This window comes from Micromonospora sp. NPDC049529, assembly GCF_055586685.1.
Genome location: NZ_JBVJHT010000009.1, coordinates 86,659 through 106,861, shown reverse-complemented (window position 1 = coordinate 106,861; position 20,203 = coordinate 86,659). Strand labels below are relative to the sequence as shown.

Genomic DNA, 20,203 nt, shown 5'->3' with positions numbered 1-20,203 from the left:
TCGAGCAAGATCCCCATTGGGGGACAGAGTGACCCCAGAGCCGTCCAGCCCGGCATGGTCGAGTAATCTGCGACCGTCGGTGACGCCTTTGCTGTTGGTACGGAAAACAGACACCAGCGGCGCGCTAGGGAGGCAGGACCAGGTGGTCGCAAGGGGTTCAGATGTACGGCCCACGGCCGGAAGGCGCAGCCAACGGCGTAATGCCGTGCGGCTCGCCGGGCTCGGTGTCGGTGGCGCGGCGCTGCTGACCCTGCTCACCGGCTGTGACGTCGGCAAGGCGGTTCACGGCTTCGGTTGGCCGCAGGGCGGAATCACTCCGCAGTCGCACCGGATGTACGACCTCTGGATCGCGTCGGCGATCGCCGCACTCGCGGTCGGGGTATTCGTCTGGGGCCTGATCTTCTGGTGCATCATCCGTTACCGCAAGCGCGGTGACTCGCTGCCCGTGCAGACCCGGTTCAACATGCCGATGGAGTTCCTTTACACCATCGCGCCGGTCCTCATCGTGGCGGTGCTCTTCTACTACACCGCGATCATCCAGACCGATGTCGACCGGACGTCGAAGAACCCGGACGTGACCGTCGAGGTCGTCGCGTTCAAGTGGAACTGGCAGTTCAATTACCGCGACGGCATCGGCGCGGACGCGAACACGGTCGCCTCGACCCTCGGCACCACCGAGGTGATCCCGGTTCTGGTGCTCCCGACCGACCGCAGCATCCGGTTCGAGGAGACCAGCAAGGACGTCATCCACTCGTTCTGGGTGCCCGAGCTGCTCTTCAAGCGGGACGTCTTCCCGGGCAACGTCCGCAACGTCTTCGAGGTCGACCGGCTCACCACCGAGGGCGCGTACGTCGGCCGCTGTGCCGAACTCTGCGGCACCTACCACTCGATGATGAACTTCGAGCTGCGGGTGGTCTCGCCGGAGGAGTACGACCGGTTCCTGGCGGCGAAGAAGGCCGGCCAGTCGACCCAGGACGCGCTCACCTCGATCGGCGAGGACCCGCTGGCCACCACGACGGAGCCGTTCAAGACCCGGCGTGACGAGAACAACTTCAACAAGACCAGCGCTACCGGCGTGGGAAGCTGAGGACGGGCATGAAGTCTGAGTGGCGCCTCTTCGGCATCCTCGCGGTCTTTCTGTTCATCGCGACCTTCGTCTACGCGGGTTGGACCGATGGCCAGATGGGCCACGTGGACTGGATCGGCAGCACCGCGCTGGCGCTGTCCACCCTGCTCCTGTTGATGTGCGGTGGCTTCTTCTGGTTCGTCTCCCGGCGGATCGACCCGCGTCCGGAGGACCGTCCGGACGCGGAGATCTCCGAGGGCGCCGGTGAGGTCGGCTTCTTCAGCCCCGGCAGCTACTGGCCGTTCGGCCTGGCCGTGTCGGCCAGCATCGCCGGCCTCGGCCTGGTGTTCTGGCTCTGGTGGCTGATCGGCGTGGGCCTGCTCGCGGTCATCTTCTCCGCCTGCGGCCTGCTCTTCGAGTACTACTCCGGCACCCGGCGCACCGCCGAGCACTGAGCCGGCAGCACGTTCACCGCCGTCGACCGGGGATCCCCCCGGTGGCTCGACCCCGCTGAGGGTCGACCACCGCCGGATCCCCGGTCGACGGTTTTTTGCGCGAACTGATCAGACGACGGCGCACAGACACCCGCGAAAAGCCCCGCGAAAGTGCTGCCAGCGGCCCGAACCGGCCGGTGGGTAGGGTCGGGGAGGGTGTCAGCCCTCTTCGGCGGCCTTGGCGGCCCTGGCGACCTCGATCCAACGGTCGAGGGTACGGGCGGCGGCGCCGGAGTCGATCGACTCCTCGGCGACCCGCAGCCCCTCGCGCATCGAGGTGGTCAGATCGCCGTCCAGACCCTTGGCGGCGGCCAGCGCGGCGGCCGTGTTGACCAGCACCGCGTCCCGGACCGGTCCGCGCTCCCCGGCGAGCAGCCGGCGGGCCGCGTCGGCGTTGAAGGTGGCGTCGCCGCCGCGCAGGTCACCCGGGGCGGAGCGGGGCAGGCCGAGGTCGAGCGAGTCGAGCACCGTCTCGGTCACCCGGCCGTTGCTGGCGATCCAGACCCGGGTCGGCGCGGCGGTGCTGAACTCGTCCAGCCCGTCCTCACCGCGCAGCACCAGCACCGAGTCGCCACGGGCGGCGAACACGCCGGCCATCACCGGCGCCATCCGCTGGTCGAAGCAGCCGACGGCGGCGGCCCGGGGGCGGCCCGGATTGGTCAGCGGACCGAGGAAGTTGAAGGCGGTCGGCACGCCGAGTTCCCGGCGCGGAACCGAGGCGTGTCGAAAGCCGGGGTGGAACCGGGCGGCGAAACAGAAGCCGATCCCGACCTCGGTGACGCACCGTGCCACCCCGGCCGGGCTGAGGTCGAGCGGGATGCCGAGGAATTCGAGCAGGTCGGCGGCACCGCACGAGGAGGAGGCGGCCCGGTTGCCGTGCTTGACCACGCGTACGCCGGCTCCGGCCACCACCATCGCGGTCATCGTCGAGATGTTGACCGTGTGCGCCCGGTCGCCGCCGGTGCCGACCACGTCGACCGCGCCGGCCCGGATCTCGTCCGGCAGGTCCACCAGCACCGCGTTGGCGAGCATCGCCTCGACCAGACCGGCCAGCTCGGGGGAGGTCTCGCCCTTGGCCCGCAGCGCCATCGCGAACCCGGCGATCTGGACCGGGGTGGCCGACCCGGACATGATCTCGCCCATCGCCCAGGCCGTGTCGGCGGTGGACAGTTCCTCGGCCCGCAGCAGCGCGGCGAGAAGGTTCGACCAGGTCCGTTCGCCCACGGTGGGCCTCCCGAGCGGGGGTTGGGATACGGGCTGTGGCGGGAGCGTCCCCGGTGGGCCCGAGCCGCAGGGGAGCGGGTCGGGCCGGGCCGGCGTCAGGCCGCGGTGCTCGCCCCGCTCGCGCGTACGCGCAGCAGGTCGGCGACGGTCCGGCCGGTGGTCACCGGGTCGAGCGGGTGCACCAGGGTCGCGTCGACCTGGGCGTACGCGGCCAGCCATCGGTCCGCCGCGCGGGCGATCACCACGCAGGTCGGCGGCGCGTCCTCACGGTCGTCCTTGATCTGCCGGGCGATGCCGATGCCGCCGGCCGGGGTCGCCTCACCGTCGAGCACCATCAGGTCGATCTCGTAGGTGTCGACCAGCCGGACACACTCCGCGTAGCTGGAGGCGTCGACGAACTCGACCGTGAGGTCACTGGCCGGGCGGGTGCCCACGGCGAGGCGCATCCGGTCCCGGACCTGCGGGTCGTCGCTGTACAGCAGGACGGTGTAAAGGCGTTCGGTCATCGGTCCCAGGGCTCCCAGGTCGTAGCTGCCCGCTGATCGTACCGGGCGCCGCCGGGCGCCCCGGTTCCACCCGTGGACCGGGGCCGGGCCCGCCCGGATGGCGGGACCGGGGGTACGTCGCCCCGGCCGCCCGCGCTCAGCCCGGCGTGTCCGCCGGCGTGGCGGCAGCGGAGCCGGCGGCGGCCTCGGCGTGTTCGCGGGCCTCCTGGCGGTCGAGTTCCCGGTCGACCCGGCGGGCCTCGCGCTCGGACTGGCGCATCCACTGCAACACCAGGACCGCGATCATTGTCACGCTGACGAACTCGCCACCGGCCCAGAGGATGCCGCCGGCGACCTTCTGGTCGGACCAGGGGTCGGCCCAGTCGAGGGCGAGCGAGGGGTACCAGTCGCCGCCGAAGAGGGTGGAACTCTGCATTACGGTGAGCCCGAGCACGGTGTGGAACGGCACCGAGAGCAGCATCAACAGCGCCCGCGCCGGGTACGGCCAGCGGCCGGGGAGCGGGTCCAGCCCGACCAGCGGCCAGAAGAACAGGCAGCCGGTGAGGATGAAATGGGCGTGGATCAGTTCGTGCGCCCACGCGTGTTCGAGGGTGAACCGGTAGAGGTCAGTGAAATAGAGCACGAACGGGTTGACCACGAACAGCCCGAAGGCGAACAACGGGAAGGCGAGCACCCGGGCCACCCGACTGTGCACCACGGCGAGCAGTCGGCGACGCGGCGCACCGGTGAGCGTACGCAGCGCGAGGGTCATCGGTGCGCCGAGCGCGAGGAAGATCGGTGCGATCATCGACAGCACCATGTGCTGGACCATGTGTACGGAGAGCAGCGACGTGTCGTACGCGTGCAGTCCGCTGACCGTGACCGCCGCTATCGAGCCGAGTCCGGGGCCGATGAACAGCACCGTACGGGAGACCGGCCAGTGGTCGCCGCGTACCCGCAGCCGGTGGACCCCGTACAGGTAGAGGCCGGTGGCGAGCACGAGCCCGACGGCCAGCCAGCTGTCCAGCCTGGTCTGGCTGAAGATCGCGGAGACGGTGAACGGGGGCGGAGCGGAACCCTCGGCCGACGCCAGGGATGGTGTCAAGGTCGAGGTGAGGGTGTGGATCGGATCGACGCGCAGCACGTTTTTCAGGCTAGGCCAGTCGAACCGGACGGGGTTAACTACCCCGGAACTCGTGCCGGTTTTGCCACCCCGAGGATCGCGGGTGCTGATCGGGGGCAATAATGACCGCGTGACAGCGGCCCCAGCCATTGACAAGAGCCGGATCCACTCTCTGACGCGTCCCAACATGGTCAGCGTCGGGACGATCGTGTGGCTCTCCAGCGAACTGATGTTCTTCGCGGCGCTCTTCGCGATGTACTTCTCCATCCGTGCGGCTGCACCGGAGCAGTGGGAGAAGCACACCGAGGTGCTCAACGTCCCGTACGCGACGACGTTCACGGTGATCCTGGTGTTGTCCTCGGTCACCTGCCAGCTCGGCGTCTTCGCCGCGGAGCGGGGTGACGTGCACGCGCTGCGGCGCTGGTTCACGCTCACCTTCGTGATGGGCCTGATCTTCGTGCTTGGTCAGCTCAACGAGTACCGCACCCTGGTGCACGAGGGCGTCAAGATCAACACGGACGGCTACGGATCGATGTTCTATCTGACCACCGGCTTCCACGGCCTACACGTCACCGGTGGTCTGATCGCGTTCATCATCTTCATGATGCGCACCACCATGGGTCGGTTCACCCCGGCTCAGGCCACCTCGGCGATCGTCGTGTCCTACTACTGGCACTTCGTCGACGTCGTGTGGATTGCGCTGTACGGCATGATCTACTGGCTTCAGTGATCATGGCGCCGTCACCTTGCGCGCCGACGCCCCGTCCCTGAGAAAAGGTCGAGACACCGTTAAGGACACAGGCCATGACTTCTGACACCCCCAGCGCGCGATCCGGCGCGGCCGGCTCCGACGCGGGCGGCCCCGGGACGCGGGCCAGCCGGGGCGATCGCCAACGCGGCATCTTCGCGCGGCTGCGCAGCGGCCGGTCCGCGCCCCGCAGCCGGGGCCGCCGGCGGCTGGGCGCCGCGGTGCGCCTGGTGGCCGCCCTGATCCTGGCCGGCGGTGCCTACACCGTGTTCGCGCCCGGTCTACAGGCGCAGGACACCCCGCAGCTCTCCAGCGCGGCCCAGGAGGGCAAGGCGCTCTTCGACGTCAGCTGCGTCTCCTGCCACGGCCGCAACGCCCAGGGCATCGAGGGCCGCGGGCCGAGCCTGATCGGCGTCGGCTCCGCCTCGGTCGAGTTCCAGGTGGGCTCCGGCCGGATGCCGCTGGGCCGCCAGGAGGCCCAGGCCGAGCGGAAGCCCCCGGTCTTCAACGAGGACCAGACCACCCAGCTCGGCCAGTACGTCCAGGAACTCGGCGGTGGGCCGCAGGTGCCCGAGCGCGAGAACCTGCGGGCCGGCGGGGACGTCGCCGAGGGCGGCGAGCTCTACCGGATCAACTGTGCCGCCTGCCACGGCTTCGGCGGCGGCGGTGGCGCCCTCTCCTCGGGCAAGTTCGCCCCCAACCTGAAGCCGGCCACCGACCGGCAGCTGTACGCCGCGATGCTCACCGGCCCGCAGAACATGCCGGTCTTCGGTGACAACCAGATCCGCCCGGAGGAGAAGGCGGACATCATCGCGTTCGTGCAGGAGACGCTGAAGCACGAGCAGGACCCGGGTGGCTTCTTCAACCTCGGCCGGTTCGGGCCGTCCACCGAGGGTCTGGCCATCTTCCTGGTCGGCATCGTCGCGCTGGTCTTCACCAGTCTCTGGATTGCGGGGAAGTCATGAGTGAGCGGAGCGAACGAATCATCGGTGCTGTGTCTACTCATGCCAGCGCCGAGTGCAGCGAGGGGATGGCATGAGCACCGGCACGTCTAGCCACGGGACGGCCGAGCAGGACGAGCTCGACCTGCACGACCCCAGGCTGTCGCACTTCGAGGTCATGAAGGAAGGTGCGCGCCGGGACGGCATCGAGATCGTCCACTACGAGCCGCCGTTCCCGGTCCTCGGCACCAAGGCCGAGCGTCGGCTGACCCGTACGATTTCGTTGTTCTTCCTGCTCACCGGCCTGGCCTCGACCGCCTTCCTGGCGATCTACATCTGGTGGCCGTGGGAGTACAAGCCGGGCTCCGGCGACGACAAGGTCTTCACCCCGCTGCTCGGCCTGACCCTCGGCCTCGCGCTGCTCGGCATCGGCTTCGGCATCCTCGCCTGGGGCAAGAAGCTGCTGCCGAAGGAGGTGTCGATCCAGGGTCGGCACGACGGCGGCTCGGACCCGACCGACCGGAAGATCGCCGGTAGCACGATCGTCTACATGGCCGAGGAACTCGGCTTCAAGCGCCGGCCGCTGCTCGGCTTCGCCGCGCTGGCCGGGCTCGCCCCGGTCGGTCTGGTCGCGGCGGCACCGCTGGTCGGTGGTCTGATCCAGCAGCCGCACAAGAACAACCAGATGTTCACCACCGGCTGGGCTCCGGCCGAGGGTGGCAAGAAGATCCGGTTGACCCGCGAGGACGGCTCGCCGCTGCGTCCCGAGGACGTCAGCGCCGGTGGCCAGCTCACCGTCTTCCCGGGCATCGAGGACGGCGTCAGCAACAAGCACGCCGACTCCCCGACCCTCCTGATCCACCTGCGCGAGGACGACGCCCGCCGGGCCCAGATCGCCAACGAGGACACCGGGCACGCGAACTTCATGTGGGGCAACTACATCGCCTTCTCGAAGATCTGCACGCACGCGGGCTGTCCCGCGAGCCTGTACGAGCAGCAGACCAACCGGCTGCTCTGCCCGTGTCACCAGTCGCAGTTCCTGATCACCAGCAATGCCCGGCCGGTATTCGGGCCCGCCAGCCGTCGCCTGCCTCAGCTGCCGATCGAGGTGGACGAGGAAGGCTTCTTCGTGGCGAAGTCCGACTTCACCGAGACCGTCGGGCCAGACTTCTGGGAGCGGCCGTGAAGCGCCGAAAGTTCGACGTAGCAGCGGTGCCGGGCAAGGCTGCCGGCGAGGTCGACGACCGGCTGCAGGTGGCCACCCCGTTGCGGGCGCTGCTGAACAAGGTCTTCCCGGACCACTGGTCGTTCCTGCTGGGCGAGATCGCGCTGTTCTCGTTCGTCGTGCTGCTGCTGACCGGTGTGTTCCTGACCTTCTTCTTCGAGCCGGCGATGACCGAGGTCACGTACAACGGCAGCTACGCGCCGCTGCGCGGGGCGCACATGTCGGCCGCGTACGCCTCCACCCTGGACATCTCGTTCGATGTCCGCGGTGGTCTGATCATGCGGCAGATGCACCACTGGGCCGCGCTGATGTTCATGGCGTCGATCGTCGTGCACATGATGCGGATCTTCTTCACCGGCGCGTTCCGCAAGCCGCGTGAGCTGAACTGGATCATCGGTACGCTGCTGTTCTGGATCGGCTTCCTGGCCGGCTTCAGCGGTTACTCCATCCCGGACGACGGCCTCTCCGGCACCGGCCTGCGGATCGCCTCGGCGATCATGCTCTCCATCCCGGTGATCGGCTCCTGGCTCACCTCGTCGATCTTCAATGGCGAGTTCCCCGGCGACATCATCATCAGCCGGTTCTACATCGCCCATGTGCTGCTGATCCCCGGTCTGCTGCTGGCGCTGATCACCGCCCACCTGGGCCTGGTCTTCAAGCAGAAGCACACCCAGTGGCCCGGCCCCGGCCGGACCAACAGCAACGTGGTCGGGGAGCGGATGTTCCCCCGCTACGCGCTGAAGCAGGGCGGCTTCTTCATGATCGTCTTCGGCGTGATCGCGCTGCTCGGCGGTCTGTTCCAGATCAACCCGATCTGGCTGTTCGGCCCGTACGAGGCATGGGTGGTCTCCTCGGCCAGCCAGCCCGACTGGTACGTCATGTTCCTCGACGGGTCGACCCGACTGATGCCGGCCTGGCAGATCAACCTGCCGATCGGTGACGGGTACGTCATCCCGCCGCTGTTCTGGCCGACCGTCGTACTGCCGGGCATCCTGACCATGTTGCCGATCTTCTACCCGTTCATCGAAGCGCGGTTGAACAAGGACAACAAGATCCACAACCTGTTGCAGCGCCCCCGGGACAACCCCAGCCGTACCGCGCTCGGTGCGATGGCGGTCTCGTTCTACCTGGTGCTGACCCTCTCCGGGGCGAACGACGTCATCGCCGACAAGTTCTTCATCAGCCTGAACGCGATGACCTGGGCCGGCCGGATCGGTCTGATCCTGGTGCCGCCGCTGGCGTACTACGTCACCTACCGGCTCTGCCTGGGTCTCCAGCAGCACGACCGCGAGGTGCTGGCGCACGGCGTCGAGACCGGCATCATCCGCCGCCTGCCGGACGGTCGTTTCATCGAGGTGCACCAGCCGCTGGCCGACACCGACGAGCACGGCCACGGCCAGCTTGAGTACGTCGGCTGGGTGGTCCCGAAGAAGATGAACCGCCTCGGCGCGCTCGGGCCGGCCATCAAGGGCTTCTTCTACCCGATCGAGAAGCCGGTCGAGGCCCCCGTCTCACCGGGCCACCCCCCGGTGGAACCCCTGGATCGCGAGGAAATCGGCAGCAAGCACTAACCCCCCCTCCCGCACCACCAGCCCCAACGTGGCGCCCGCCAACCCGGCGGGCGCCACGGCTTTCCCCCACCCCACCCCACCCCCCGTTCCCTTGCGCCGTTGATCATGAAGTTAGCGCAGGTTTTTCGCTCCGGACGCGCGCTAACTTCATGATCAACGTGTAAGGGGCGGGTGGGGGTGGGGTGGGTTGCGTGTGGGGGCTGCAACGGGGTAAGCGGGTGCTGTCCAACGATGCGAGGGGGGAAGCACATGTTGGCTGTCAAACGCTTGGGGATAGGCGCCGGTCTGGCGATGCTCGGGTTGGCGCTGGTGAGCCTGGCGCCCGCTACCGCCGCACGTGGTGCCGCCGCGCCGTCCCAGCAGGATTCGCAGTATCTACAGGCGATCCACCAGGCAAATCTGGCCGAAATCGCCAGCGGGAACCTGGCCCGACAGAATGGTACGAACAAGCAGGTCCAGGATCTCGGCTCAAAATTCGTGATGGACCACGCCGCGCTGGATAAACAGGTGCAGAGCACCGCCTCGTCCACCGGGGTGACCCTGCCCGACTCGCCGACCCCGGACCAGCAGGCGGTCATCAGTCAGTTGCAGGGCACCAGCGGCGCCGCCTTCGACACCCAGTGGATCTCGGCGGAGCTGACCGCGCACCTGAAGAACATCCAGGCGACCCAGACCGAGCTGGCGCAGGGCTCGGACCCGGCGGTCAAGAAGGTGGCCCAGGCCGCCCTGCCGAAGCTCCAGATGCACTTCGACGAGTTGCTGCAACTGGCCCGGAAGCTCGGCGTACCGGTGCCGGCCAACCCGTCCGTCGGCCCCACCCCGAACCCGAGCGCACCCAGCCCGGGCCGCTCGTCGGGATCGCCGAGCCCGAGCCCGAGCCCGACCAGCACCGGCAACGCACCCGGTCCGGGATCGACGCTCTCGCCCAACCCCGGTGTCAGCTGACCCGTAGCTGATCCCACCCGGAGCGAACCACGCCGCCCGCCAGCGAACGAGAGCTGGCGGGCGGCGGGTCGTCGGCAGGACCGGCCCAGGCGCTGGATCTGACCAAGGCGCTGGATCTGACCAAGGCGGCGAGCCCGGCCAAGGTCGTCAGCGTGACCAAGGCGGTGAGCCTGACCTGGGCCGAGGGTGACCGAGGCGCCGAGGGTGGCTCGGGTGCCGGGTGAGGGCGGGTCAGTCCGCGTCGGCGAGGCCGATCGCGAACGCCTCCTCCAGATCGTGCTGGGAGTAGGCCCGGAAGGCGATGTGCGACTCGGTGTTCATGACACCGGGCACCTTCGAGATCCGGCCGGCGATCACCTCGGCGATCTGGTCGAACTCGCGTACCCGCACGACGGCGATCAGGTCGACGTTGCCGGCGACCGAGTAGACCTCGCTGACCCCGGGCAGGGCGGCGAGCGCCTCGGCCACCTCGGGAATCGAGTCGGTCGCGCAGTCGATGAGGACGATCGCGGTGATCACCGTCGGGCTCCTTTCGTGGACCTGCCGCTCATGCTAGAGGGTCACCGACGGTCATGGTCAGCTCGCGGCCGACCCGGACCGCGCCCACCAGGCACTCGCCCTCGGCCACCACGCCACCGGGCCAGACCACGGATGAGCGGACGGTGCCGCGTACCTCGGCGCCGGCACCGACCACCGCGCGGTCGAGCCCGCCGGTCACCGTCGCGGTCGGATCGACCAGGTTGCCGCCCCCGGCGGCGTGCAGGTTCGCGGCCAGGTAGTCGGCGGGCGTGCCGGTGTCCAGGTACGTGCCGGCGTACGGCACCACGGTCAGCTCCCCGGCCGCCTGGGCGGGTCGCCACACCGCCCGCACCAACTCGGCCGGTTCCACCGGCAGGTCGCGTACGTGGTGCCAGGGCAGCAGTGAGAACCCGGCGAACCGGTGACCGGCGAAACCGTACGGGTCGGCCGGGTCGGCCAGCGGCTGGCCGAGCAGGCGTACGGTCCGGCCGTCCCAGCCGGCGAGCAGCGCGGCGATGTCCGGCCCCGGTACGGCATCCGGGTCGGCCAGGTAGCTGTCGGCGTTGCCGACCAGTACGCCCCGCCCGTCGATCCAGTCGCGCAGGTTCGCCACCCCACCGGCGGTGCCGAGCGGGGAACCTGGCTCGACCGACAGTTGTGCCCGCGCGCCGACGTGACGTACCACCTGGTCGCCGAGGTAGCAGGCGTTGACCGCTACCCGGTCGACGCCGGTGAAGCCCAGCGCCGCCACCCGGTCCAACGCCCGATCCAGCAGCGGTACGTTGCCGATCGGGCAGAGCGCTTTCGGCACCCGCTCGGTCAGCGGCCGCAGCCGGGTCCCCTCACCGGCGGCCAGGATGATCGCGCAGATCCCGTCGGGTGCGCCGCTCATGCTGCCGGTCCGGGATCGGTCCGTCCCGGCTCGTCGGCCTCGGGGCCGCCCACCCGTGACTCGCCGCCCCCGGCCACGGCGGAGGCCAGCGGGCCGATGCCGTAGCGGCCGAGCAGTCGTGCGGTCGACGTGGTCAGCCGGGGCAGGTCGTCCAGGGGAAACCAGGCCGCCTCGTAGACCTCGCCACCGTCGACCACCAGCGGTGTGCTGGCCGCCGGCACCGAAGCCTCGAAGACACAGTCGACCCAGCCCTTCAGGTGGATCACCGCGTTCGGGGTGGCCGGGCGCAACTGCTCCGGTGCCAGCCGTACGCCGGACTCCTCGTACAGCTCGCGGGCGGCACCGACGATCGGCTCCTCCCGGTGCTGGAGCAGCCCGGCCGGCAGGCTCCAGCCGTTGCCGGGCGGTTGGCGCAGCAACAGCAGCCGTCCCGGCTCGGGTGCGTCCGCGTCGTAGAGCAACGTGACCGCGCCGACGATGAACTTGGGTACGGCCAGCCGGACGAGTTTCCGCCGTACCGGGTGGGGCAGTCGGTAGAACGCGCGGTAGAACAGGGCCCGGGTTGCTCGACGGGTGATCACAAAACCAGGCTAGAGGTCGATGGGGCGGTCGGGGGCAGGCGGGGCATGAAGCGTCACTCGGGTTGGTCGACCAGGGCGATCAGCCGGTCGACCACCAGGTCCGGCTCGATCGCCCGGTCGACCACGGCGACCAGCAGGGTTTCGAGGTCGGGATAGCCCAGCTCCTCGGAGAGCCGGCGCAGCGGCAGATCGTTGGCCAGGCCCCGATCGTGCTTGCGCAGGGTCAGCCCGATCGTCGCGCGACCGAGGCGTACCTTGTCCGCGATCGAGATGCCGGGCTCCTGGTGTTCGGCGAAGAACCGGTTGATCTGCATCTGGGCGTGCGGGGACTTGACGAACTCCAGCCACTCCCGGCGGGGGCCGGTCGGCTCGGTCGCCATGTCGAGATCGCTGTGCCCGTCCGCCTCGGTGAAGATCTCGACCACGTCGCCCTCGTCGAGCGGGGAGGCCAGCGGCACCAATCGCCCGTTGATTTTCGCGGCGAGACAGTGGTCGCCCTTGTGGATGCTCAGCTCGTACGCCAGGTCGACCGGGGTGGACCCGGACGGCAGCACGATCTGGCGCCCCTCGGCGAAAACCTGGATCTGGTTCTCCGCGAGGTCGCCTCGGAGCGACCGGAGGAACTGTGCCGAGTCGGAGGAGGTCTCCTGCTCCCAGTCGAGCACCCGGCGCAGCCAGTCGAGCTGGTTGACGCTGGATCCGCCGGCGGTCTGGGGGAACCGGAACTCGGCGGCGATGCCGTACTCGGCGGACTGGTGCATGGCCTTGGTCCGGATCAGCACCTCGACCGTGCGCTCCTCCGGACCGATCACGGTGGTGTGCAGGGAACGGTAGAGGTTGTTCTTCGGCGAGGCGATGAAGTCCTTGAACCGGCCCGCGACCGGCCGCCACATGCCGTGGATCGCGCCCAGTGCGGCGTAACAGTCGGTGTCCGGGCCGTCCACCACGATCGCGATCCGGGGCAGGTCGAACGGGATCGAGTGCTCCCCGGCGACGGTGTCCTTCCAGATCGAGTAGTAGTGCCGGGGGCGGGCCTCGACCATGCTGACCACCCGGTTGCGGCGCAGCACCACCCGGGCCCGGCCGACCACGTCCTGGAGGTAGCTCGCCCACCGTGGACGGTTGTTGACGTGTTCCTCGATCCGGGAGTACTGCTCGGGTTCCAGGTGCATCAGCACCACGTCGTCGAGCTCCCGCTTGAGCGCCTGGATGCCCAGCCGGTCACAGAGCGGGACCAGCACCTCCAGGGTGGCGCGGGCGATCCGGGCCCGCGAGGCGGGGGAGCGGACCCCGAGCGTACGCATGTTGTGCAGCCGGTCGGCCAGCTTGATGATCAGCACCCGGACGTCCTTGCCGGCCGCGATGATCATCTTGCGGATGGTCTCCGCCTCGGCGGCCTTGCCGTAGAACGCCTTGTCGAACTTGGTCACCCCGTCGACCAGGTGCGCCACCTCGGGCCCGAAGTCGTCGGTCAGCGCCTGCAACGTGTAGCGGGTGTCCTCCACTGTGTCGTGCAGCAGCGCCGCGACCAGCGTCGTGGTGTCCATCCCCAGGTCGGCGCAGATCTGCGCGACCGCCAGCGGGTGCGTGATGTACGGCTCGCCGCTCTTGCGGAACTGCCCCCGGTGCATGTTCTCCGCCGTCGTGTAACCCCGGCGCAGGACCCCGGTGTCGGCGGTCGGATGGATGCTGCGATGACTGCGGGCCAACTGGGTCACCGGGTCGTCTTCCCCGGGTGACCAGGACAGCAGCGAACGCAGACGTCTGGTCAGCGGTAACTCGCCCGGTCGGGTCGTCTGGGCGCCTCCGAGAGCGGCGCCGTGTCCGGCGTCGACGTCCACGCGGAGACACCTCCTCAACCCGGCTCCCCTACGGACCGGCGAGGTCGTACGGGAGCAGCCCGAATGAAACGGGCAGGACTGCACTTCCTTAACAGCCTAGTTGGGTTGACGTAGTCCGATCGGTCAGTTGCTCATAGGCGTTCGGTCGAGAGTTGGGCGGAGGACGCCGACTCGGCCTTGGTGAGAAGGTCCCGAAACCGTGCCGCGCCGCGTACCGGTGACGCCCAGCCGGCGGAAACCTCGACCAGCCGCGTCTCCGGACGCTCCAACCAGGCCAGTATCCGCTCGGTCTCCTCGGCGGAGGCATTCGGTACCGGACCGTGACCGGGCAGCACCGTCTCGGCGGTCGCCCGGACCAGATCGAGCACCGGCCGGGGATGCACCCCCGGCGCGGCGGTCGCCGCCCCGGCCAGCCGCCCGTACCGGACCACCGCCAGCTCCCAGCCGCCCGCATCGGTGCGTCGGGCCGCCGCCAGCTCACCGATCGAGGTCAGTCCGGCCAGCCGCTGCATCCGCAGGGTGGCCCGGAGCACCGCGGCCAGCCGGCCCCGTACGGTCGCCGCCTCCTCGTAGCGGTGCTCGGCGGCCAACACCTCGATCCGAGCCAGCAGCGCGTCGACCACCACCTGCGGATCCTCCCGGGTGGCGACCCGCAGCGGGATGGTCGCCCTGCGCTCGTACTCCTGCGGGGTTATCCGGTGCTCGCAGGGTGCCGCGCACCGACCCAGCTCGGCCAGCGCGCAGGCCGGCGTGGTGGTGCGGGTGGAAAGCCTGTGCGTGCACTGCCGCAGCGGCACCGCGTCGTGGATGCCCGCCGCGGCCAGCTCCGCGCCGCGCCGCGAGGAGAACGGACCCAGATAGGCGTCGTCGTCCGGCGCGAGCGCCCGGACCACCGACAACCGGGGGTACGCCTCCGAGGTCAGCTTCAGCCACACCCTCCGCTCGGGAAACTTCGACCGCCGGTTGTACGGCGGCGCGTGCGCCGCGATCAGCCGCAGCTCGCGGACCTCGGCCTCCAACGCGTGCGCGCACTCGACCGCCTCCACCCGCTCGGCCGCGGCGAGCATCTCCGACATCCGGGCCCGCTTCTCACCGGCCGTGAAGTAACTGCGTACCCGGGTGGCGATGTCACCGGAGGTGCCCACGTAGAGCGGCCGGTCGTCGGCGGCCCGGAAGATGTAGACCCCCGGCACCTTCGGCAGCCCGTCGGCGAGGTAACGCTTGCGTCGCTGGGTCGGGGTGACCGCGCGGGCGAACTCGATCGTGTCGCCGAGGGTGTGCACCCCGTGCCCGCCCAGCCGGGCGATCAACCCGTGCAGCACGTCGACCGTGGCCAGCGCGTCGTCCAACGCCCGGTGGCTCGGCTGCCGGGGCGTCCGGAAGTACGCGGCCAGCGTGCCCAGCTTGCGGTTGGGCACCTCGTCGCGGGTCAGCACCCGGCGGGCCAGCGCGGCGGTGTCCAACACCCGGGGATTCGGCCAGACGTGCCCGAGCTGGGCGCAGGCGGCCTTGAGGAACCCCACGTCGTACGGGGCGTTGTGGGCCACCAGCACCGCACCCCGGATGAACTCCAGGAAACTCGGCAGCACCTGCGCGATCCGGGGCGCCGGCAACAGCATCGCCTGGGTGATCCCGGTCAGCACGGTGATGAACGGCGGGATCGGCTGGTCCGGGTTGACCAACGTGGCCAGCGTCCCGAGCTCGGTGCCGCCGCGCACCTTGACCGCCCCGATCTCGGTGATGCCGCCACCGTCCGGGGCGCCGCCGGTCGTCTCCAGGTCGACCACCACGAACGTGGTCTGGAACAGCGGCAACTCGTCCGCGGCGCCGGTGCCGGCGAGCAGGCCGTCCAGGGTGCCCTGCACGTAGCCGGGCCGGGCCGCCGCGGGGTCGGGGCGGACGGCGTCGGAGGCGCGTCGGGCCGGATCCGACCCGGTCCGGGGCCGGGGCGGGCCGGGCCGGGGGACAATGGGCTCGGGTTGTGCCATTCGGGCAGGTTAGGGCCTGGGTACGACAGGCGCGCACCATCCGTACCGTTGGTAACAGCCGATCTACCACAAGAGATCATCTGAGTCATCGGGCGCTCGTGGCGTCGGCGGTGGGAGACTGGGCGCATGCCCCTCACCGAACCGACCGACGACCGCCTCCCCGAACCGGGGGTGGCCGCCGTGCCGGCCGTCGACGGGGATGGTGAGCAGGACGCGCTCCTGGAACTCGAACCGGAGCCCGTACTGCCCGAACCGGTCCGGCAACGGATCGTCGCGCTGACCGCCGTCGCCCTGCCCGGCCTGCCGACCGAGGAACTGCCGGTCCCGCTGCGCCGGGTGGCGAAGTTCGCCCCCAACCGGCGGGCCCGGCTCGGCGCCCCGATGATCGCCAGCCAGCTCGCCTCCGACCCGCTGTTCCGGCAACGGATCACCAAGCGGGTGCTCGGCGACGCGGGGGAACTCGGCGCCGCCGTGATCGCCGGCACCGCCCCGGCAGCCGCCGACCCGGTGGAGGTCGCCGCCCTCGCGTACCTGGTCCGCCCGCGCGGCTGGCGCGAACTGGTCGAGGCGGCCGGCGTCGCGGTCCGGGCCGAGGCGGACAGCGCGGTCGTCGCCGAACTGGTCCGGGAGGCCGAACAGCGGGCCACCCGGGCCGAACACGACCGCGCCGTCGCCCGGGTCGAGGCCGACAAGCTCCGCGACGAACTGGCCCGGGTCCGGGAGGAACTGGGCCAGCTCCGCGAGGAGTCCCGGGTGCTGGGCCGGTCGTTGCGCGAGTCCCAGGCCAAGGAACGCAAGGCCAGCGAGATGCTTGCCACCGAGAAGGGCCGGGCCGCCCGGCTCGGCGCCGACCACGACGCCGAACTGCGCCGCCTGCGGGCCCGGCTGGCCGAGGCCGAGGCGGTGGCCGGTGCCACCCGGCAGACCGCCAAGGAGGCCCGCTCGGTCGACGACGCCCGGCTCTGGCTGCTGCTGGAGACCATCGGCCAGGCCGCCGTCGGGCTGCGCCGGGAGCTGGCCCTCGACCCCGCCGACCGGATGCCGGCCGACTACGTCGCGGACGCGTTCGCCGAGCGTCCGGCGTCGGCCACCTCCGCCCGCGCCCTGGACACCGACGACCCGGCCCGGCTCGACGAACTGCTCACCATGCCCCGGGTGCACCTGGTGGCGGACGGCTACAACGTGACCAAGCGGGGCTTCGGCGAGATGTCGCTGGAACAGCAGCGCAAACGCCTGATCACCGGCCTCGGCGGGCTGGCCGCGCAGACCGGGGCCGAGGTCACCGTGGTCTTCGACGGCGCCGAGCGGATGCACGGGCTGCCGCCCGCGCCACGCGGCGTACGGGTGCTCTTCTCCCGCAAGGGCGAAACCGCCGACGACCTGATCCGCCGGCTCGTCCGGGCCGAACCCGCCGGCCGCCCGGTGGTCGTCGTCTCCTCCGACCGCGAGGTAGCCGACGGTGTACGCCGCCACGGCGCCTACCCCCTCGGCGCCGACTCCCTCCTCCGCCGCCTAGCCCGCTCCTAACCCACCCCACCCCACCCCCACCCGCGCCGCGCCGTACCCCACCCGCGCCGCGCCGTACCCCGGCGCTGGCGCGCGCTCATACAGAGAATGAGTGGCTATTCGTCCCCGGATAGCCACTCATTCTCTGTATTAGTCGCACTGGCGGTTATGGGGGTGGTGGTGGGTTTGTCGTACCCCTGACTTAGCGTCGATGTGACTGAGGGTGGCCGGAGCGCGACAGGGGCCGGCCGTACCGCTAGGAGGAGCGATGCTCATCGACTGCGACAGTTGCACGGCGCGGGGGCCGTCCTGTGACGGCTGCCTGGTCAGCGCCCTGATCGACCAGCCAGCCGCCGAGGCCGGGCCGACCGCGGAGGAGCACCGGGCGATCGAGGTCTTCACCCGGGCCGGGTTCGAGGTGTCGGTGCTGTCCGGGCCCGCGCCCGCCGCCCTGCCCCTGACCTCCGGCCGCCGCACCCGCCGCCGCCGCGTTGCCTGACCGGCTGCCGCGTTCCCTGAGCGGCTGCGGTGTCGCCTGACCGGCCCGCTCGGGGTGCGCTGCGCTTAGGATGGGCCCCGCCGCACGGGCCAACGGGAGGAGCGACACGGATGACGCCTCGGGGGTGGGCGGTCGTGACGCTCGTCGCACTGGTGGTCCTGCTGATCGCCAGCAGCGCGCTGCTGGTGCCGTGGCACCGTCCACCGGCGCCCCGCGCCGACCAACTCGCGGCCCTGCGTGAACTGGCGCCGGACGAGGTGGCCCGCGCCCGGACCTTCCGCGCCGCGCTGCGCCCCGGCTCGTACGGCGCACTGCTCGTCGGCCTGCTGATCGCCCTGCTGCTCGGCCTGACCCCACTCGGCGGCAAACTGATCGGCCTGGTCAGCCGCCCGTTCGGCGAGCACTGGATCGCCCAGGCGGTGCTCGGCGGGCTGGCCGTGGTGCTCGTCGCCGACCTCGTCACCCTCCCGTTCGCGGCCTGGCGGCACGCCGTGGTGACCCGCTACGGCCTGTCCACCCAGAGCTGGGGCGGCTGGGGCGTGGACCTGCTCAAGTCGTACGCGGTCAGCGCCGTGATCGGGGCAATCGCGCTGCTCGGGTTCTACGCCGTGACCCGGTTCGCCCCGCGCTGGTGGTGGGCGCTCGGCGCGGCCGGTGCCGCCGTACTGGTGGTGCTGCTCTCGTTCGTCCTGCCGGTGCTGGTCGAGCCGGTGTTCAACCGGTTCACCCCGATGCCGGCCGGGCCGCTGCGGACCGAGCTGATGGCGTTGGCCGAACACGACCGGGTGCCGGTACGCGACGTCCTGGTCGCCGACGCCTCCCGCCGGACCCGCGCCGTCAACGCGTACGTCTCCGGGTTCGGCCCGACCCGCCGCATCGTCGTCTACGACACCCTGCTGCGCGAGGCGACCCCGGACGAGGTGACCAGCGTCGTGGCGCACGAACTCGGCCACGCCAAGGACCAGGACGTGCTCTCCGGCACCCTCACCGGCGCGCTCGGCGCCGCCGCGGCGGTGACCGCGCTCTACCTGCTCGGCTCCTGGGGCGGACTGCTCCGGGCAGCCGGTGTCGACTCGATCGCCCAACCGCGCGCCTTCGCCCTGCTCTTCGCCGTCGTCGCGATCGTCGGCCTGGTCAGCACCCCGGCCCAGGCGCTGCTGTCCCGGCGGGTCGAGGCACGGGCCGACGCGCACGCGCTCGACCTGACCGGGGACCCGGCCACCTTCGAGGCGATGCAGCGGCGGCTGGCCACGGTGAACCTGGCCGACCCCGACCCGCCCCGCTGGGAGTACCTCTACTCCGCCTCCCATCCGTCGACGGTGGAGCGGATGGCCGCCGCGCGTGCGTACGCCCGGGGCGACGGCCGGTGAGCCGAACCCTGGTGATCACGAACGACTTCCCACCCCGGGCCGGCGGGATCCAGTCGTTCGTGCACAACCTCGCCGTACGCCAACCGGCCGGCTCGATCGTGGTCTACGCCTCGACCCATCCGGGCGCGGAGAAGTTCGACGCCGAGCAGCCGTTCGAGGTGGTCCGCGAGTCGACCGGGATGCTGCTGCCGACGCCCTCGGTCGCCCGGCGGGCAGCCAGGCTGGCCGCCGAGTACGACTGCGACACGCTCTGGTTCGGTGCCGCCGCCCCGCTCGGGCTGCTCGCGGCGGGCCTGCGCCGGCGGGCCGGGATCGGGCGGGCGGTGGCGCTCACCCACGGCCACGAGATCGGCTGGGCCGCGCTGCCCGGTGCCCGTGCCACGCTGCGGCGGATCGGCCGGGGACTGGACGTGACCACCTACCTCGGCGAGTACACCCGGATCCGGCTCGACCGGGTGCTGCACGACGTCACCGAGCTGCGCCGGCTGGCGCCCGGTGTCGACGTCGACCTGCACCATCCGGGAATCGACGCGGCCGGGCTGCGGGGCCGTTACGGGCTCACCGACCGGCCGGTGGTGGTCTGCGTGTCCCGGCTGGTGCCGCGCAAGGGCCAGGACGCGCTGATCCGGGCGCTGCCGCTGATCAGGCGCCGGGTGCCGGACGCCGCACTCTTGATCGTCGGCGGCGGGCCGTACCGGCCGACGCTGGAGAAACTGGTACGCGAACAGGACCTGTCGCGGGACGTGGTGTTCGCCGGCAACGTCGAGTGGCGGGACCTGCCGGCGCACTACGCGGCCGGTGACGTGTTCGCGATGCCGTGCCGGACCCGCAACCGTGGCCTGGACGTCGAGGGGCTCGGCATGGTGTTCCTCGAAGCCTCCGCGACCGGCCTGCCCGTGGTCGTCGGGGACTCCGGCGGCGCCCCGGACGCGGTACGCGACGGCGAGACCGGCTACCTGGTCGACGGCCGGAACGTGGCACAGCTCGCCGACCGGGTCGCGACCCTGCTCGCCGACCCGGCGTCGGCCCGGCGGATGGGTGCCGCCGGTCGGGCCTGGGTGGAGCGGGAGTGGCGCTGGGAACTCCAGGCCGACCGGCTGGCCGACCTGCTGTATCCCGCCGGTTTCCGCTCCGGTACCGGCTAGCCCCCCGCTGCGCGGTCCCGGTCAGCCTCCGGCCGCGCGG

19 protein-coding genes are annotated in these 20,203 nt (G+C 70.9%); 11 read left to right on the top strand and 8 right to left on the bottom strand.

The genetic code is table 11. The features are described 5' to 3' along the window. Positions 1–142: 142 nt before the first annotated feature. Both ctaC and ACZ6QQ_RS17040 read left to right on the top strand, forming a co-directional pair. Positions 143–1,087 (top strand): aa3-type cytochrome oxidase subunit II, encoded by a 945-nt coding sequence (ctaC, locus tag ACZ6QQ_RS17045; RefSeq protein WP_465877262.1) that lies wholly within the window; start codon positions 143–145, stop codon positions 1,085–1,087. An 8-nt stretch (positions 1,088–1,095) separates the two neighbouring features. After that, complete coding sequence (locus tag ACZ6QQ_RS17040; protein ID WP_465877261.1) at positions 1,096–1,521, top strand: cytochrome c oxidase subunit 4; 426 nt, start codon at positions 1,096–1,098, stop codon at positions 1,519–1,521. Positions 1,522–1,719: 198 nt separating this feature from the next. Here ACZ6QQ_RS17040 and trpD read toward each other — a convergent pair whose 3' ends face one another. The 3 genes from trpD to ACZ6QQ_RS17025 all read right to left on the bottom strand — a co-directional run bounded on the left by trpD (position 1,720) and on the right by ACZ6QQ_RS17025 (position 4,413). Next, positions 1,720–2,784: an anthranilate phosphoribosyltransferase gene (gene trpD / locus ACZ6QQ_RS17035; RefSeq protein WP_465877260.1), complete on the bottom strand. Its 1,065-nt coding sequence runs from the start codon at positions 2,782–2,784 to the stop codon at positions 1,720–1,722. A 95-nt stretch (positions 2,785–2,879) separates the two neighbouring features. Further along, positions 2,880–3,290 carry a helix-turn-helix domain-containing protein gene (locus ACZ6QQ_RS17030; protein WP_465877259.1) on the bottom strand — a complete coding sequence of 137 codons (411 nt, stop codon included), beginning with the start codon at positions 3,288–3,290 and terminating at the stop codon, positions 2,880–2,882. A 136-nt stretch (positions 3,291–3,426) separates the two neighbouring features. Beyond that, a complete protein-coding gene (locus ACZ6QQ_RS17025) occupies positions 3,427–4,413 on the bottom strand; it encodes a cytochrome c oxidase assembly protein (protein WP_465877257.1) in 987 nt (328 codons plus the stop codon). A 109-nt stretch (positions 4,414–4,522) separates the two neighbouring features. On the opposite strand from ACZ6QQ_RS17025, the gene ctaE reads away from it, so the two are divergent. The 5 genes from ctaE (at position 4,523) to ACZ6QQ_RS17000 (ending at position 9,822) form a co-directional block, all read left to right on the top strand. Further along, positions 4,523–5,122 (top strand): aa3-type cytochrome oxidase subunit III, encoded by a 600-nt coding sequence (gene ctaE, locus ACZ6QQ_RS17020; RefSeq protein ID WP_465877256.1) that lies wholly within the window; start codon positions 4,523–4,525, stop codon positions 5,120–5,122. 74 nt (positions 5,123–5,196) lie between these two features. Beyond that, positions 5,197–6,105, top strand: coding sequence for a cytochrome bc1 complex diheme cytochrome c subunit (gene qcrC / locus ACZ6QQ_RS17015; RefSeq protein ID WP_465877255.1), 909 nt, complete (start codon positions 5,197–5,199; stop codon positions 6,103–6,105). A gap of 70 nt (positions 6,106–6,175) precedes the next feature. Beyond that, a complete protein-coding gene (gene qcrA / locus ACZ6QQ_RS17010) occupies positions 6,176–7,267 on the top strand; it encodes a cytochrome bc1 complex Rieske iron-sulfur subunit (protein WP_465877254.1) in 1,092 nt (363 codons plus the stop codon). Next, the gene (qcrB, locus tag ACZ6QQ_RS17005; RefSeq protein ID WP_465877253.1) at positions 7,264–8,877 is read left to right on the top strand and encodes a cytochrome bc1 complex cytochrome b subunit; all 1,614 of its coding nucleotides are present in this window, start codon (positions 7,264–7,266) and stop codon (positions 8,875–8,877) included. The genes qcrA and qcrB overlap by 4 nt, the downstream gene beginning before the upstream one ends. Positions 8,878–9,126: 249 nt before the next feature. Further along, positions 9,127–9,822, top strand: coding sequence for a DUF4142 domain-containing protein (locus ACZ6QQ_RS17000; protein WP_465877252.1), 696 nt, complete (start codon positions 9,127–9,129; stop codon positions 9,820–9,822). Between the two features lie 231 nt (positions 9,823–10,053). On the opposite strand, the gene ACZ6QQ_RS16995 is transcribed toward ACZ6QQ_RS17000, so the two are convergent. The 5 genes from ACZ6QQ_RS16995 to ACZ6QQ_RS16975 form a co-directional block, all read right to left on the bottom strand. Next, positions 10,054–10,341, bottom strand: a complete 288-nt coding sequence (locus ACZ6QQ_RS16995) for an Lrp/AsnC family transcriptional regulator (protein WP_465877251.1) — start codon at positions 10,339–10,341, stop codon at positions 10,054–10,056. A 28-nt stretch (positions 10,342–10,369) separates the two neighbouring features. Beyond that, positions 10,370–11,233: a nucleotidyltransferase family protein gene (locus ACZ6QQ_RS16990; RefSeq protein WP_465877249.1), complete on the bottom strand. Its 864-nt coding sequence runs from the start codon at positions 11,231–11,233 to the stop codon at positions 10,370–10,372. Continuing rightward, positions 11,230–11,814 (bottom strand): NUDIX hydrolase, encoded by a 585-nt coding sequence (locus ACZ6QQ_RS16985; protein ID WP_465877248.1) that lies wholly within the window; start codon positions 11,812–11,814, stop codon positions 11,230–11,232. Before ACZ6QQ_RS16985 ends, ACZ6QQ_RS16990 begins: the two co-directional genes overlap by 4 nt. Before the next feature lie 53 nt (positions 11,815–11,867). Next, complete coding sequence (locus tag ACZ6QQ_RS16980; RefSeq protein ID WP_465877247.1) at positions 11,868–13,655, bottom strand: RelA/SpoT family protein; 1,788 nt, start codon at positions 13,653–13,655, stop codon at positions 11,868–11,870. Positions 13,656–13,786: 131 nt separating this feature from the next. Beyond that, complete coding sequence (locus ACZ6QQ_RS16975) at positions 13,787–15,643, bottom strand: DEDD exonuclease domain-containing protein (RefSeq protein WP_465877246.1); 1,857 nt, start codon at positions 15,641–15,643, stop codon at positions 13,787–13,789. Positions 15,644–15,769: 126 nt separating this feature from the next. Between ACZ6QQ_RS16975 and ACZ6QQ_RS16970 the strand changes: the two genes are divergently transcribed. From ACZ6QQ_RS16970 to ACZ6QQ_RS16955, 4 genes are all read left to right on the top strand, one after another. Next, on the top strand, positions 15,770–17,170 hold the full coding sequence (locus ACZ6QQ_RS16970) for an NYN domain-containing protein (protein WP_465877245.1): 1,401 nt from the start codon (positions 15,770–15,772) through the stop codon (positions 17,168–17,170). A gap of 247 nt (positions 17,171–17,417) precedes the next feature. Continuing rightward, complete coding sequence (locus ACZ6QQ_RS16965; RefSeq protein WP_465877244.1) at positions 17,418–17,648, top strand: hypothetical protein; 231 nt, start codon at positions 17,418–17,420, stop codon at positions 17,646–17,648. A 110-nt stretch (positions 17,649–17,758) separates the two neighbouring features. Next, a complete protein-coding gene (locus tag ACZ6QQ_RS16960) occupies positions 17,759–19,018 on the top strand; it encodes a M48 family metallopeptidase (RefSeq protein WP_465877243.1) in 1,260 nt (419 codons plus the stop codon). After that, positions 19,015–20,163: a glycosyltransferase family 4 protein gene (locus ACZ6QQ_RS16955; RefSeq protein ID WP_465877241.1), complete on the top strand. Its 1,149-nt coding sequence runs from the start codon at positions 19,015–19,017 to the stop codon at positions 20,161–20,163. The genes ACZ6QQ_RS16960 and ACZ6QQ_RS16955 overlap by 4 nt, the downstream gene beginning before the upstream one ends. Positions 20,164–20,203 lie beyond the last annotated feature (40 nt).